Origin of the sequence: Thiohalophilus thiocyanatoxydans, assembly GCF_004366735.1 — a bacterium.
Classification (GTDB): domain Bacteria; phylum Pseudomonadota; class Gammaproteobacteria; order UBA6429; family Thiohalophilaceae; genus Thiohalophilus; species Thiohalophilus thiocyanatoxydans.
The window spans coordinates 656345-669420 of sequence record NZ_SOQX01000001.1; the positions used below are offsets into that span (position 1 = coordinate 656345).

The 13076-nt window shown below is 57.4% G+C and carries 16 protein-coding genes and 1 tRNA gene; 10 read left to right on the forward strand and 7 right to left on the reverse strand.

Annotation, left to right across the window (positions count from 1 at the left end; all coding sequences use genetic code 11):
- Positions 1-32: 32 nt before the first annotated feature.
- The 3 genes from EDC23_RS03090 to speD all read left to right on the forward strand — a co-directional run bounded on the left by EDC23_RS03090 (position 33) and on the right by speD (position 3064).
- Positions 33-1691: a DUF885 domain-containing protein gene (locus tag EDC23_RS03090; RefSeq protein ID WP_134081014.1), complete on the forward strand. Its 1659-nt coding sequence runs from the start codon at positions 33-35 to the stop codon at positions 1689-1691.
- 147 nt (positions 1692-1838) lie between these two features.
- The gene (locus tag EDC23_RS03095) at positions 1839-2234 is read left to right on the forward strand and encodes a VOC family protein (protein ID WP_134081016.1); all 396 of its coding nucleotides are present in this window, start codon (positions 1839-1841) and stop codon (positions 2232-2234) included.
- 11 nt (positions 2235-2245) lie between these two features.
- Positions 2246-3064, forward strand: coding sequence for an adenosylmethionine decarboxylase (gene speD, locus EDC23_RS03100; RefSeq protein ID WP_399359070.1), 819 nt, complete (start codon positions 2246-2248; stop codon positions 3062-3064).
- A gap of 448 nt (positions 3065-3512) precedes the next feature.
- Here speD and coq7 read toward each other — a convergent pair whose 3' ends face one another.
- From coq7 to EDC23_RS03115, 3 genes are all read right to left on the reverse strand, one after another.
- The gene (gene coq7 / locus EDC23_RS03105) at positions 3513-4157 is read right to left on the reverse strand and encodes a 2-polyprenyl-3-methyl-6-methoxy-1,4-benzoquinone monooxygenase (protein ID WP_134081020.1); all 645 of its coding nucleotides are present in this window, start codon (positions 4155-4157) and stop codon (positions 3513-3515) included.
- A 285-nt stretch (positions 4158-4442) separates the two neighbouring features.
- Complete coding sequence (locus tag EDC23_RS03110) at positions 4443-4961, reverse strand: DUF3575 domain-containing protein (RefSeq protein ID WP_134081022.1); 519 nt, start codon at positions 4959-4961, stop codon at positions 4443-4445.
- Entirely contained in the window at positions 4958-6190 is a 1233-nt protein-coding gene (locus EDC23_RS03115; RefSeq protein ID WP_134081024.1) for a (Fe-S)-binding protein, read from the reverse strand. The genes EDC23_RS03110 and EDC23_RS03115 overlap by 4 nt, the downstream gene beginning before the upstream one ends.
- Before the next feature lie 294 nt (positions 6191-6484).
- Between EDC23_RS03115 and EDC23_RS03120 the strand changes: the two genes are divergently transcribed.
- The gene (locus tag EDC23_RS03120) at positions 6485-6793 is read left to right on the forward strand and encodes a (2Fe-2S) ferredoxin domain-containing protein (protein ID WP_134081026.1); all 309 of its coding nucleotides are present in this window, start codon (positions 6485-6487) and stop codon (positions 6791-6793) included.
- Between the two features lie 545 nt (positions 6794-7338).
- Complete coding sequence (locus EDC23_RS03130; RefSeq protein WP_134081028.1) at positions 7339-7983, forward strand: alpha/beta hydrolase; 645 nt, start codon at positions 7339-7341, stop codon at positions 7981-7983.
- A 359-nt stretch (positions 7984-8342) separates the two neighbouring features.
- Here EDC23_RS03130 and EDC23_RS03135 read toward each other — a convergent pair whose 3' ends face one another.
- Both EDC23_RS03135 and EDC23_RS03140 read right to left on the reverse strand, forming a co-directional pair.
- Positions 8343-8633, reverse strand: coding sequence for a type II toxin-antitoxin system RelE/ParE family toxin (locus tag EDC23_RS03135; RefSeq protein WP_134081030.1), 291 nt, complete (start codon positions 8631-8633; stop codon positions 8343-8345).
- A 3-nt stretch (positions 8634-8636) separates the two neighbouring features.
- Positions 8637-8873 (reverse strand): CopG family ribbon-helix-helix protein, encoded by a 237-nt coding sequence (locus EDC23_RS03140; RefSeq protein ID WP_134081032.1) that lies wholly within the window; start codon positions 8871-8873, stop codon positions 8637-8639.
- A 562-nt stretch (positions 8874-9435) separates the two neighbouring features.
- Here EDC23_RS03140 and rplM point away from each other — a divergent pair.
- From rplM to EDC23_RS03160, 4 genes are all read left to right on the forward strand, one after another.
- Positions 9436-9864, forward strand: coding sequence for a 50S ribosomal protein L13 (rplM, locus tag EDC23_RS03145; protein ID WP_134081034.1), 429 nt, complete (start codon positions 9436-9438; stop codon positions 9862-9864).
- 9 nt (positions 9865-9873) lie between these two features.
- On the forward strand, positions 9874-10263 hold the full coding sequence (gene rpsI / locus EDC23_RS03150) for a 30S ribosomal protein S9 (RefSeq protein ID WP_134081036.1): 390 nt from the start codon (positions 9874-9876) through the stop codon (positions 10261-10263).
- An 80-nt stretch (positions 10264-10343) separates the two neighbouring features.
- Positions 10344-10703 (forward strand): four helix bundle protein, encoded by a 360-nt coding sequence (locus tag EDC23_RS03155; RefSeq protein WP_134081038.1) that lies wholly within the window; start codon positions 10344-10346, stop codon positions 10701-10703.
- A gap of 40 nt (positions 10704-10743) precedes the next feature.
- Positions 10744-10817: transfer RNA gene (locus tag EDC23_RS03160), tRNA-Gln, on the forward strand.
- A 199-nt stretch (positions 10818-11016) separates the two neighbouring features.
- Here the strand turns inward: EDC23_RS03160 and EDC23_RS03165 are convergent.
- Both EDC23_RS03165 and EDC23_RS03170 read right to left on the reverse strand, forming a co-directional pair.
- On the reverse strand, positions 11017-11319 hold the full coding sequence (locus EDC23_RS03165) for an addiction module antidote protein (protein WP_134081040.1): 303 nt from the start codon (positions 11317-11319) through the stop codon (positions 11017-11019).
- A complete protein-coding gene (locus tag EDC23_RS03170) occupies positions 11312-11623 on the reverse strand; it encodes a type II toxin-antitoxin system RelE/ParE family toxin (RefSeq protein ID WP_134081042.1) in 312 nt (103 codons plus the stop codon). The genes EDC23_RS03165 and EDC23_RS03170 overlap by 8 nt, the downstream gene beginning before the upstream one ends.
- Positions 11624-11950: 327 nt before the next feature.
- Here EDC23_RS03170 and EDC23_RS03175 point away from each other — a divergent pair, with 327 nt between their 5' ends.
- On the forward strand, positions 11951-13006 hold the full coding sequence (locus tag EDC23_RS03175) for a porin (RefSeq protein WP_134081044.1): 1056 nt from the start codon (positions 11951-11953) through the stop codon (positions 13004-13006).
- Positions 13007-13076 lie beyond the last annotated feature (70 nt).

Here is a 13076-nt window from a genome sequence, read left to right on the forward strand (position 1 = left end):
GCAGCCGGAAACCGAGATTTTGAGTGTCTGTCATGTCTGATTTTCCCGGTCTGCTGCATAGTTACTATCAGGCATGGTTCCGGTTTCATCCCGAGACAGCGGTGGATCTGGGGGTTCGCGGATTTGAGTCGCAACTGACACCGTTCGCCGATGACGATATCGGTGCGCTGAATACATTGAATGAAAAACTGATCGACAGTCTTGACGAGATCGAGACATCCAGACTGACCGCGGCCCAGGTCGTTGATCGTGATGTGATGTACGGCGCGGCGGTCATCGAGTTATCCGAGACAATCGAGCATGACTGGCGCTATTGTGACCCGGCCCGCTATCTGCCTGTCCATGCCATCTATCAGCTTACCCTGCACAATCTCAAGTTAAACAAACAGCATCTGAAAACCCGCCTGGAAGCGATACCCCGGTATCTGCGTAATGCCCAGGCCAATCTGCATAACGAACCCGAAGCGATTCCACCACTATGGCTGGAGGCCGCACACACTGAAGCGGTGCAGGGGGCGGAGTATCTGCGCAGCCTGCGCAAGCATCCGATCTTTTTACAGCATGCGCTGAACAGCGAGCTGGAACAGGCGGCACATGCCGTGGATGAATTTGCCCGGTTTATGGAGACGGCGCTGCAGCCCCATGCTGCCGGTGACTTTGCCTGTGGCAAGACACGCTTTGAACGGCTGTTGCAGCATCGTCACGCCTTGCCGGTTTCAGCAGAGCAGTTACATGCCCTGGGAGAACGTCTGTTCGAAGAGACCCTGGCCGCCCTGAAGCAGGTCACGTTCGAGCTGCAGGGCAATGACGATATTCAGCAACTGACCGACAGGATCCAGGCCCGCCATCCGACCGCCGAACAGCTGCAGGAAACATACCGGGAGAACATGCTGGCGGCAAAAGCGTTCGTCGAACAGCAGGATCTGATCAGCCTGCCGGAACCCGAATCGCTCAGGGTGATCGAGACACCGCCCTTCCTGCGCCACGAGATCCCGTTCGCGGCCTATCTGGAGCCGCCGTTCAACGATCCCGAACAGCAGGGGTACTATTATGTTACTCCGGTCGAGAATGCGGCGTCGCTGGGCGAGCACAACTTCGTCAGCCTGCAACACACCTGCGTCCACGAAGCGTGGCCGGGCCACCACCTGCAGTTTGTTACCGCCAACCGGGGCCGGCGCTCCAGCAGCTTGCCGCGGCTGGTGAATCCGTCTTCCACGTTGTATGAAGGCTGGGCGCTGTATTGTGAGCAGCTGATGCAGGAGCAGGGATTTCTCGACAGCCCGGAATCCCGGTTTATCCTGCTCAAGGATCGGCTGTGGCGGGCCCTGCGCATCATGCTGGATGTGGAGCTGCACACCCGGGGGCTGCCTGTCGAGCGCGCGGCCGAGCGCATGCAGCACTGGCTGGGCTTCACCCGCGCGCAGGCGATGGCCGATCTGGGCTGGTATACCCGCTCGCCGACGGTCCCCATGGGTTATGCCACCGGCTGGGCACTGATTAATGCGACCCGCGAGCGCCTGAGGCAACTGGAGAAACCGTTTCACCTGAAATCCTTCCACGATCGGCTGCTGGCCGAGGGCTCTATTGCCCTCTCGCACGGGATACGCGAGCAGTTCGGTCATCCCGTCTGGGAGAGCGTACAGCGTGATGTCTTTGCCCGGCGCGAGTCCGATTCGGCGGCATCGATCTGATTCCCCCCCTGTTCTGAGCGACTGATCGGTCCGGCGCGATGCCGGGGAGCGAGAAGCCTACTCATGGCCGGGGTAAAAAGACCTGACGCGCCCCGGCGGTTCGTTTAAAATGGCCGGCTTTCAGCGCCCGGCCACCAGGAGACCACCATGCAACGCCCCGCCGCCACCGCCGGATTACGTCATATCGCCCTGTTTGTTCGGGAATTTTCTGCCTGTGAGCAGTTTTATGTCGAGTTGCTGGGCATGAGTGTGGAATGGCGCCCGGACAGCAGCAATGTCTATCTCACCTCCGGTAACGATAATCTGGCGCTGCATCGCAGCGAAGACGAATTCAGCGGGCCGCAGCATCTCGATCACCTCGGTTTTATACTCGACTCCCCCGGGGCGGTGGACGAGTGGTATGAATTTTTACGCGCCAATAAGGTGGAGATGCGCACCCGGCCCAAGACCCACCGGGATGGGGCGCGCAGCTTTTATTGTTATGATCCCGATGGCAACGTTGTGCAGATGATCTATCACCCGCCACTGGCGAAAGTGCAATGAGAGGTAAGCTGTTGGATAAAAAACACAGCAGAAAGATTCGTCTGATGGGGTTTAATAACCTCACCAAGACCCTGAGTTTCAATATTTACGATGTCAACTATGCCGATACGGCCGATCAACAGGCGGCCTATATCGAGTATATCGATGAGGAGTACAATGCCGAGCGCCTGACCAATATACTCACCGAGGTCAGCAACATCATCGGCGCCAATGTCCTTAACGTGGCGCGTCAGGACTACGAGCCCATGGGGGCCAGCGTCACCATGCTGATCTCCGAAGAGCCGGTCATCCCCGAAGAGGATCTCGACACCAACGCCGCGCCGGGGCCCCTGCCCGAATCGGTGGTTGGCCATCTCGACAAGAGCCACATCACCGTGCATACCTATCCGGAAAGCCATCCGGATAACGGCATCAGCACCTTTCGCGCCGATATCGACGTCTCCACCTGCGGACGCATTTCACCCCTGCGCGCATTGAACTACCTGATTCACAGCTTCGAGTCGGATATCGTGATCATGGACTACCGCGTGCGCGGCTTCACCCGTGACGTGCGCGGCAAGAAGCATTACATCGATCACAAGATTAACTCGATCCAGAACTTCCTGGCCAAGGATACCAAGAACCTCTACCAGATGGTCGACGTCAACATGTACCAGGAAAACATCTTTCACACCAAGATGATCCTCAAGGAATTCGATCTGGACAACTACCTGTTCGACGTCAACGCCGGGGACCTGCCGGAAAACAAACGCAAACAGCTGCACCAGCGTCTGCAAAAAGAGATGCTGGAAATCTTCTACGCCCAGAATATGCCCAAACTTTCCAAGTAAGGGACGAGGTACGAGGGACGAGTGGCGAGGAAGATCAAAACCCGGGCTTCTCGATCGTAATTCCTATATAAATAAACTAACCACGAAGGCTCGAAGACACGAAGTTTTTAGTCTTTAATCCTTCGTGCCTTCGTGCCTTCGTGCCTTCGTGCCTTCGTGCCTTCGTGCCTTCGTGTCTTCGTGGTTAAGGGTTTCCTCGTTACTCGTCCCTCGTCACTCGGCCCTGTGTTTTAGTGGTAGGCCGGACATAGCAAAGCGGTGTCCGGCAACCCGGGAGATGCCCGATACCGCGTTGCTATATCGGGCCTACCTGCTTGTTCCAGTATAAATAAATCAACCACGAAGACGCGAAGTCACGAAGATTTTCAGTCTTTAATCCTTCGTGTCTTCGAGCCTTCGTGGTTAAGGTTTTACTCGTTACTCGTCCCTCGTCACTCGGCCCTGTGTTTTAGATCCAATAGGTGGTGCGGGTCATGATCTTCGAGGTGAGCTGCATGAGCTTTTTGACGGGGAAGGGGAGTTCGGCGCCGCCGGCCTGCAGGGCGGTGGTGGCGTGGTGGCCTTCGTCTTCTTTCATTTGCTCCAGGACGGCGCGGGATTTGGCGTCGCTTTCATCCAGTTGTTCAAGATGACTGTCGAGATGGCGCACCACCTGGTGTTCGGTTTCGGCAACGAAGCCGAGACTCCACTTGTCGCCGGCCAGCCCGGCCAGGGCGCCGATACTCACCGAGCCGGCATACCACAGGGGATTGAGATAACTCTTGTGGCCGCCGAGCCGGTTGATGCGCGATTCGCACCAGGCCAGATGATCGTTCTCCTCCAGCGCGGCACGCTCCATCTTCTCGCGGACATCCGGCAGCCGGGCAGTCAACGCCTGGCCCTGATACAACCCCTGGGCCGAGACCTCCCCGGCGTGATTAATACGCATCAGCCGTGCCGCCAGAACCTTCTGCTCTTCATCCAGCTCGGCCTCCTCGACCGCATCGGCCGGATTCGGCCGCTCGGTCACCACCGGCTTGCCCAGCAGGGTGCGCAGGCCGAGATCGACGTTCATCAGCAGGTGATCGACGGGGCTGTAGTGACGTTTTTCCATATCGGTAAAATACTCCGGTCGGGATGCAGGTTCAAGATTCTGCGTTGATTAAAGGAAAAGCATTCACCGCAGAGACGCAGAGAACACAGAGTAAATCATTTTATTTTCATGTTAACGACGGAACGCGATATGCACACCGTGGAGCTGGAATCAAGTACAACATAAAATCAGTAAACCCAGTCTTCAAGGTTACAAATATAATGGCCATAGCAACAGTGTTGGTCAGGATGACTCTCTTTCATTTAGCCAAAATCTCTGCGTCCCCTGCGTCTCTGCGGTAAAACATTAAAAGTAGTACCCCAGGCTGATGTAATTGATGCCGAAGTCTTCCTCGTCGCTCATCATGCTGTACTCCAGTTCCCAGTAGTTTCCGCTCTCCAGCGGGTAGCCGTAAGCGATGCCCCAGCTCAGGCCGCTACCCTCGCGGTGTTCGCTCTCGCCGCCGAGGTCGTAACGCACCTGCCAGTCGATGTAACCGGCCTTGAGTTTAAAATAATGCCTTGGACCAAGATGCAGTACGCCATACAGGGCGTGGCTGTCCATCTCCCAGTCCTCGAGTCCGGTGCGGGTTTCCCCTTCTATGACCGACGTGCTCAGCTCGAATTGCAAACCCAGGGCGGCCGAGTCGCCGCGTAACAGCTTGCCGCCGACGGTCAGGCCGACATTCAGCGCCGGCTCATAGGCGGGATCCTCGTGTTCCAGCACGCCGGCCTTGACCGCAAAGTGCTCCTTGTCCCGCGCCGTCGTCGAGGTGGTCACAGCCAGTAGCAGCAAAAGCCAGGGCAGTTGTTTCAAGGCGATCATAGGGTACCCTCGATATATTCACGTAGCAGGGTCAGAGGATGCAGCACGGGCCGTCTGTCATGCTGTTCGATTAACCCCGATTGCAGATGCAGGGCACAACCGATGTTGGTGGTCACTACCCGATCCGGTTTCTGTTGAGCAATGGCCTCCAGTTTATGCTGGCGCAATTGATCGGCAAAGAGGGGATAGCGCAGCAGGTAACTGCCGGCCGCGCCGCAGCAGGTGGCGTTATCAGCCAGGGGGATGACGGTCAGCCCCGGAATCCGTTGTAACAGCCGATAGCTGTCATCGCTGTTGCGCAACACATTCTGGGCGCTACAGGGTTCATGCACGGCCACGGTTTCTTCCCCGCCGTGCAGCTGCAGCGTCTCGGGCCAGGGCTGTGCGGCAATAAAACTGACCGCATCACGCACCGGGGCTCCCGGTTGCATCTCCCGGAGTTGGGCGGCACAGCCGGTGGCCGTGACAATCACCGCGTCGAAGGGCCCGGTGAAGGCATCGCGATTCTGCGTCGCCAGCGCGTTGGCCCGATCTTGCTGACCACTGTGCGCATGCAGGGCGCCGCAGCACTGCTGGGTCGGGGGAATGACCACCTCGTAGCCGAAATGGCGCAGTACCTCGAGGGTATCGTGCAGTGTGGTGTGGTCGGCCGCCGCGCTGATACAGCCGGTGAACAGTGCCACCTGGCCCTGGCGGGTGCCGTAGGCCGGGTAACGCGCTTGAAAAGGGCGCGGCCAGGGCAGCGGCGGCAGGGTCAGGCCGCGGCGCAGCCAGGGCGATAAGCGGCCCAGTCCCAGTCGGCGGGCCAGCCCCGTCAGCCCGCTACGCTGGGTGAGCACAATGAGCCGGCCAAGCCGGCGCAACCAGCGCGGGCGGGTCACCAGCGCCAGTCCCAGCCGGGCCGCCCGGCCGGGCCGGCGATCCTGTTCCAGCAACTGCTGGCCCAGATCGAACAGTCGCCCGTATTGCACCCCGGAAGGGCAGACCCGCTCGCAGCGGCGGCACAGCAGGCAGTGATCGATGTGCTCGCGCAGTTTCTCGCCGGCGTCGAGCTGGCCGTTGGCCAGTGCCTGCAACAGGGCAATGCGCCCGCGCGGCGACTCGTTCTCGGTCAGATCGGCCTGGTAAGTGGGGCAATGGGGCAGACACAGCCCGCATTTGACGCACTGCTCGGCCAGCTGATCGATCTGTCGGGAAAGGGGCAAGGGCTCGGAACCATCGGGCTGCATTATTCGGCAAGTCTACCCTGTTACGCCATCAAGTTTCAGCCCGATATATGGCATAATCTTAAATAACAGGGACGAGTTACGAGGGGCGAGTGACGAGGTTTTTTTATATTCCCTCCCCCTGACCCCCTCCCTGTGGGAGGGGGAACCGATCTTTGCTGGCAGCAAGATTCGTTCCCTCCCCTGAAAGGGGAGCACCCTGAGGGCATAAAGGCCCGGGAGGGGGGATAAAATTCAGCCCCGGCAAAACCCCTGCCCCTCGTAACTCGTCCCTCGGCCCTGATCTCAGGAGTTGTTATGTCCTTTTACAAGCACCACGTCTTTTTCTGCGTCAACCAGCGCGAGGAAGGGGAAACCTGCTGCGCCAACTGCGGCGCCCAGCAGATGCGGGATTATGCCAAGCAGCGGGTCAAGGACCTCGGCCTCCACGGCAAGGGCGAGATCCGCATCAACAACGCCGGCTGCCTGGATCGCTGCGAGGAGGGGCCGGTCATCGTCGTCTACCCCGACGAGACCTGGTACACCTACGTCGATGAAGAAGACATCGACGAGATCATCGAGGAACATCTGCTTAACGGCAGAGTCGTGGATCGGTTAAAAATATAGAAAACAAAGTTGGCAGATGGCAGTTCGCAGTCGGAAGTCGGAAGTCGGAAATCGGAAATCGGAAATCGGAAATCGGAAATCGGAAATCGGAAATCGGAAATCGGGATGGGAGGAGCGCCTCCGGCGCGAAAGACCGTGCAGCCCGATAGACTGTCGCGGCTGGGTCGCTCTCGGCTCACTGTAGAACCCCTTCGGGTTTCATTCAGTATTTCCTCGCGTTGCTCAGGTCATGTCTCATAGAACCCCTGTGGGTTTCATTATGAGTACCCTACCTATCTCCGATAGGTCAGGGCACCATGCCTCCCGCGACAGAGCCCGCCCCGCGAGCAAGGCGAGTGTTTTGGGTGTTAGTACATCCATGTACGTCAAGCCCCTCCCACAATGGCCCTGGCTTTGTGGGAGGCGATTACATCGGCGACCGATCGTGCCACACGGCAAGATCTATCACGGCAAAGCTCCTGCGATCGATGGGGCCGGGTTTTGATTTTCCTCGTCCCTCGTAACTCGTCCCTCGTCACTGCTGTCCGAACGGGCAAGGATTATTCATGAGTCAAAATCAGTTAATCGAAGGTCCGGCCGGCAAGCTGGAAATCCGTGTCGAGGAGCCCGACCACCCGGCGCCGGTGGCGGTGCTCTGCCATCCCCATCCGTTGCATGGCGGTAGCCTGACCAACAAGGTGGTGCATATTCTCGCCTCGACTATGAACCGGCTGGGCGCGAGGGCGGTGCGCTTTAACTTCCGGGGGGTAGGCCGCTCCGAGGGCCAGTTCGACAACATGGTCGGCGAGCTCGAGGATCTGCGCGCAGTGGTCGACTGGGTGCGGGAACACTATCCCGGTGCACCGCTGTGGCTGGGCGGCTTCTCCTTCGGCGCCCAGGTGGCGCTCAAGATGCACGCGCAGGTAGGCGCCGAGCGGTTGCTGGTCGCCGCGCCGCCCCTGTCTCTCTACGGCAGCGACGACCTGCCCGAGATCGCGATCCCCTGGCTGGTCATCCAGGGCAGCGCCGACGAAGTCATCGACGCCGCCCAGGTCCGCGATTGGGCCGCCCGCCAGACCCATAACCCGCCCCGGCTCATCTGGCTCGACGGCGCTAGCCACTTCTTTCACGGGCGATTGAACGAGCTGCGCGATGCGGTGATCGAGGCCTGGCCCACGCTGTCGCCGGGGGCGACAGCTCAGGGCCGATAATGAAAGCTGGCAGTCTGCAGATGGCAGTTCGCAGTTATACGACTTCCAGAGTCCGGAGTCCGGAAGAGCGGCTTCGCCGCGATGGGCCTTGCCGGGCGGTACGGTCTATCGCGCCGGAGGTGCCCCTACAGCTTTACTGTGCAAGGTGCTTTTCCTCGTCACTCGTTCCTCGCCCCTCGCCCCTGCGTCCGAAGGACGCCGGGAGGGGCTTTCAGCCGCGACAATCATCGGGCTGTATGGCCTATCGCGCCGGAGGCGCTCCTACAGTTTCCGGCATGGGGTTATACTTCTGCCAACTGCCAACTGCCAACTGCCAACTGCCAACTGCCAACTGCCAACTGCCAACTGCCAACTCAGCCCTACCACTGACCAGGGATCCGTCGAGCCAGATGAAAAACACGTAGTATTTCGATTTGTTGCAATCGTGGGCGAACCCGGTAGGGAATAATGTAGCGGGTGTTGGGAATCAGGAGCTCCCGGGTGCCGGGAACCCGTCCTACCCGGCCCAGAGCCGGGTTGTCTGCCAGTAGGCTGATGCTGTGTTCGATCCGCTGAACGACGAGTCGGGCCGCCTCGGGATCCTCATTCGCGATATAAGCGGCTTCCTGTTCGAGATTAATCAGCGCCTTCCGTAGCCACTTTATCCGCATGGATTACCTCAACTTGTCGAATACCGCTTTGACTTCTTCATCCGGGGCAAAGTCCCCGGCGTCGGCCTCATTAATTGCGGCTTCAGTTTCGCGGATTTGCCATTCGTTCAGTTCGATGAAATCCCGTACCGCCTCCGTGGCGAGATAGGATTTACTCCGGTGGGTGATTTTGGCAAGCCTGTCCAGACGTGACTTGAGCTCGGCGTCCAGGCGGATGGTCATGGTGGTGGACTGTGACATGCAGCCTCCTCAGAGGGATGTTCGAGTGTACACATTATAACACAACCCGGTGCGCCCGGCGGGCGCACAGTTACGAGGGGCGAGTGGCGAGGGACGAGTGAGAGGAAAAGCCTGCTCCAAAAGTCTGTAGGAGCGCCTTCGGCGCGACAGACCGTGCCGCATGGGAAGATATATCGCGGCGCAGCCGCTTTCAGAAGCGGTTTTGACCTTCCTCGGACCTCGTAACTCGTCCCTCGGCCCTGTGCCCGACCAGGCCTGATGCCGTCATGCTGAAAGCTGGTAACCCTTGTTTTTTATAGGAAAATTCTCGACTAAAAAAATCGGGCACCTGGGGCTTGATCACAGATTAGAGTTCTATTATATTAGAAAACACTGAATTACAGTTTACTCCTCCATCCTCCTTATGGTGGTATTTGTGGCGCGGTTTCCCCCTTTTACCGCGCCTTTTTTTTGCCCGCAAAAAGTCTGTCCGGGAAACCCCGCCGGCTCTTGTCAGGGCCCCCCGATTTCTGTAAGATTCCGCCTCTTTTTTGCAGTAGTTCATTAACTTAAGGCTCGAGTGATGAAAACCTTTAGCGCCAAGCCGGAAACCGTCAAACGCGACTGGTATGTGATTGATGCGACAGACAAAGTTCTGGGTCGCGTCGCCACCGAGATCGCCCGTCGTCTGCGCGGCAAGCACAAGCCGGAATACACCCCGCACGTCGACGCGGGTGACTATATTATTGTCATCAACGCCGACAAGATCGCGGTGACCGGACAGAAAGAGTGGGACAAGATGTACTATCACCACACCGGTTATCCGGGTGGGATCAAGTCCGTCTCCCTGGACAAGCAGCGCGCCAAGCACCCGGAACGGATTATCGAATCCGCCGTGCGCGGCATGCTGCCCAAAAACCCGCTGGGCCGGGCCATGTTCCGCAAGCTCAAGGTCTACCGCGGCGCGGAACACAACCACGCGGCTCAACAGCCCAAGGCACTGGAAATCTAGGCAGAAATCATGGCAGACAAATATTACAGCACCGGCCGCCGCAAGAACGCCACCGCCCGGGTCTACCTGACCCCCGGTAACGGCAGCATCAACGTCAACAAGCGTCCCCTGGACGAATACTTCGGCCGCGAAACCGCCCGCATGGTGGTTCGCCAGCCGCTCGAGCTGACCGACCACACCGGCACCTTCGACGTCAACGTCTTCGTCAAGGGCGGCGGCAACACCGGCCAGGCCGGCGCCATCCGCCACGGCATCACCCGCGCGCTGATGAAGTACGAAGAGACCCTGCGTCCCGCCCTGCGCCGCGCCGGCTACGTCACCCGCGACGCCCGTGAAGTCGAACGCAAGAAAGTCGGCCTGCACAAGGCGCGTAAGCGTCCTCAGTACTCGAAACGTTAATCCGCTATCGCGGATTCTCGTTTCGAGTAGCTTCTAGATGCTAGATACTAGGGGCTAGGAACGACACAAGGAGAGAGTGCATGGAAGCACTTGAGAACCTCGACGTGTGGAAACGGGCCTGTCGGTTGAGTGTGAGCCTGTATCAGGCTTTTACCCACTCAAAAGAATACGGCTTCAGGGACCAGATTACCCGCTCGGCGCTTTCCATTCCCTCGAATATTGCAGAAGGCTTTGAGCGGGACTCGCATAAGAGCAAGGTGCAGTATCTGAAAGTGGCCAAAGGCTCGTGCGGCGAACTCTGGACCCAGTTGCTGATAGGCCGGAAAGCCGGGTTTCTCGACAGCGAGCGGAGCAAGGAGCTCGAACGAGAAGCAAAGGAAATCTCAAAAATGCTCTACGGCCTGATTATCCACTATCAAAACAGGTCGCAGTCAAAATGAGCTAGCCACTAGTCCCTAGCGGCTAGCCCCTGATTTAAATTGGGGACTCGTCTAATGGCAGGACGACGGACTCTGACTCCGTTAGTCTAGGTTCGAATCCTAGGTCCCCAGCCATATTAAAAAAGCCCCTTTCAGGGGCTTTTTTAGTTTCTAGGTACTAGGGGCTAGTTTCTAGGAACTGCGCAAAGAGTCCCGATTTTTCAGTTTTCGGTCCTGGATTCCAGGAACTCTGATGCAGCGAAGTGATTTTCTAGCACCTATCACCTAGCACCTAGCACCTAGCACCTAGCACCTAGTAACTAGTAACTAGCCCCTAGTCTCTGCCCGAAGGGCCATGAGGTTTGGCGGTCATATCCACGCCGATGGCGCGCATAACCGCCAGAAGAGTTTTCAGGGTCGGGTTACCGGTTTCGCTGAAGCTGCGGTAGAGTTGTTCCCGTGACAACCCGGTTTCCCGGGCCAGTTCGGTCATGCCCCTGGCACGGGCGATAACCCCCAGGGATCGGGCAATATAACGGGCGTCGCCGGTTTCCAGGGCATCTGCCATGAAGGCGGCGATTGCCTCATTGCTATCAAGATGCTCTGCGGGATCGAAATCGGTAAAGTTCTCAGCCATTTTGTCTTCTCCACTCATCGAGTATCTCTCTGGCGATTTCAATATCCCGTTTTTGTGTGCCTTTATCGCCGCCGCACAACAAAATGATCAGCGTATTACCCCGCTGGTGAAAATAAACCCGATAACCCGGTCCGTAGTGAATCCGCAGCTCACTGAGCCCCTGGCCCAGCGGGGTCACATCCGAGGGCAATCCCTCCATCAACCGATGGAGTCGCGCAAGGATGATCCCCTTGCCTTTCTCATCCTTGAGTCGCTTGATCCAGCGATCGAATCGCCGGGAGGAAATCCGTTTCGTAGGGCGAATGTAGTTTATAAATCACAAAAAAGGCAAGAGAGCAGTACCTGCACATCCGGGTAGTCGGATGTTGATCTTCCTCGTCACTCGTACCTCGTCCCTCGGCCCTCCCCGAAGGGGAAGGGGAAGGTCCTTCCCGTTGACAAAACCGCAAAAAATATGAGAGTATTAGGCAGTTAAACCGATATGTTGCGAAAATACAACATTATTCAGACTATGTTGTATTTATGAAAAAAAATGTTGCGAGCGCGCCATTGGTGCGTTATAAAACACAACGAGTTTACTTAAGCACAACTCAAAAACAGCTCTCACTATAAAAGAAAGAGGAGTTCATATATGAACAAGAAACTGATTGCACTGGCTGTCGCGGCCGGCCTGGCATCCCCGATGGCCGCCAATGCGGCTCCGACTCTGTACGGTCATCTGCAGGCGGAAATCGCCAACGTCGATAACGAAGGTTACGGCGAAAACAACGGTTCCAACGGTGTTGGTCGTACCGAAGTTGCTGACGGTGAATCCGGCCTGAAGATGAAGGACAACAAGCGCGGTCGTCTGGGCGTGAAAGGCTCCGAAGATCTGGGTGGCGGTCTGTCAGCTCTCTACAACTTCGAATGGCAGGTCAACACCACCACCGGTGGTCTCACTGACGGTCAGCGTGTCGGCATGGTTGGTTTGAAGGGTGACTTCGGTACCTTCGAAGCCGGTCGTATTAAGGCGGCCTACAAGTACAGCGGCGGTGTCAAGTACGATCCCTTTGTAACCACTTATATGGAAGCTCGTCGCAGCGGTGGTATGAGTGGCGGTGCTTTCGGCCACAACAGCTTCTGGAACAACTCCATTGCCTACAAGAACAACTTCGGCAACATGAGCCTGTGGATCAACTATGGCGTCGATGAAGGTGATGCAGGTCCGGATGCAGCGGGTGATGACGCAACAAGTGCAGGTAATTCTGGCGACATTTCCGCAGCACTGAAGTACAACTCCGGTAACATCGAAGCATATGTTGCCATGGCTACTGATGATAAAACGTCTAGTGGTGACCCGGCGACTTACACTGGGGAATCCTATGATGCAGTGAAAGTAGGTGGTCAATGGAAGGCTGGTCCGCACGCTATTTCCGGTCAGTATGAAATGACCGACTCAGGTGGTGCCAATGGTGAAGCCGACATTATGTTCTTGGGCTACCAGATGAAGATGGGCAAGAACGCCTTTGTCGCTCAGCTCGGTCAGACCGATCATGATGTCGACGATAACGATGTCGATTACATGGCTGTAGGTATGATCCATCACTTCTCCAAGAAGACCCGTGCATTTGTCGGTTATCGTAACTCAGATCAGGATAATGGCGACGAAATCAGCGCTGTAAGTACTGGTCTGCGCGTTACTTTCTGAGAGATTTGAACTGTCTTAATAATAACAATATCAAGCAGTACTTGGACGGGGCCTTCGGGCCCCGTTTTTT

Bases quoted from the DNA above. Each gene is read 5' to 3' on its own strand.
- EDC23_RS03090 (WP_134081014.1), top strand. From the start codon at position 33: ATGTCTGATTTTCCCGGTCTGCTGCATAGTTACTATCAGGCATGGTTC.
- EDC23_RS03095 (WP_134081016.1), top strand. From the start codon at position 1,839: ATGCAACGCCCCGCCGCCACCGCCGGATTACGTCATATCGCCCTGTTT.
- coq7 (WP_134081020.1), bottom strand. From the start codon at position 4,157: ATGGAAAAACGTCACTACAGCCCCGTCGATCACCTGCTGATGAACGTC.
- EDC23_RS03110 (WP_134081022.1), bottom strand. From the start codon at position 4,961: ATGATCGCCTTGAAACAACTGCCCTGGCTTTTGCTGCTACTGGCTGTG.
- EDC23_RS03115 (WP_134081024.1), bottom strand. From the start codon at position 6,190: ATGCAGCCCGATGGTTCCGAGCCCTTGCCCCTTTCCCGACAGATCGAT.
- EDC23_RS03120 (WP_134081026.1), top strand. From the start codon at position 6,485: ATGTCCTTTTACAAGCACCACGTCTTTTTCTGCGTCAACCAGCGCGAG.
- EDC23_RS03130 (WP_134081028.1), top strand. From the start codon at position 7,339: ATGAGTCAAAATCAGTTAATCGAAGGTCCGGCCGGCAAGCTGGAAATC.
- EDC23_RS03135 (WP_134081030.1), bottom strand. From the start codon at position 8,633: ATGCGGATAAAGTGGCTACGGAAGGCGCTGATTAATCTCGAACAGGAA.
- EDC23_RS03140 (WP_134081032.1), bottom strand. From the start codon at position 8,873: ATGTCACAGTCCACCACCATGACCATCCGCCTGGACGCCGAGCTCAAG.
- rplM (WP_134081034.1), top strand. From the start codon at position 9,436: ATGAAAACCTTTAGCGCCAAGCCGGAAACCGTCAAACGCGACTGGTAT.
- rpsI (WP_134081036.1), top strand. From the start codon at position 9,874: ATGGCAGACAAATATTACAGCACCGGCCGCCGCAAGAACGCCACCGCC.
- EDC23_RS03155 (WP_134081038.1), top strand. From the start codon at position 10,344: ATGGAAGCACTTGAGAACCTCGACGTGTGGAAACGGGCCTGTCGGTTG.
- EDC23_RS03165 (WP_134081040.1), bottom strand. From the start codon at position 11,319: ATGGCTGAGAACTTTACCGATTTCGATCCCGCAGAGCATCTTGATAGC.
- EDC23_RS03175 (WP_134081044.1), top strand. From the start codon at position 11,951: ATGAACAAGAAACTGATTGCACTGGCTGTCGCGGCCGGCCTGGCATCC.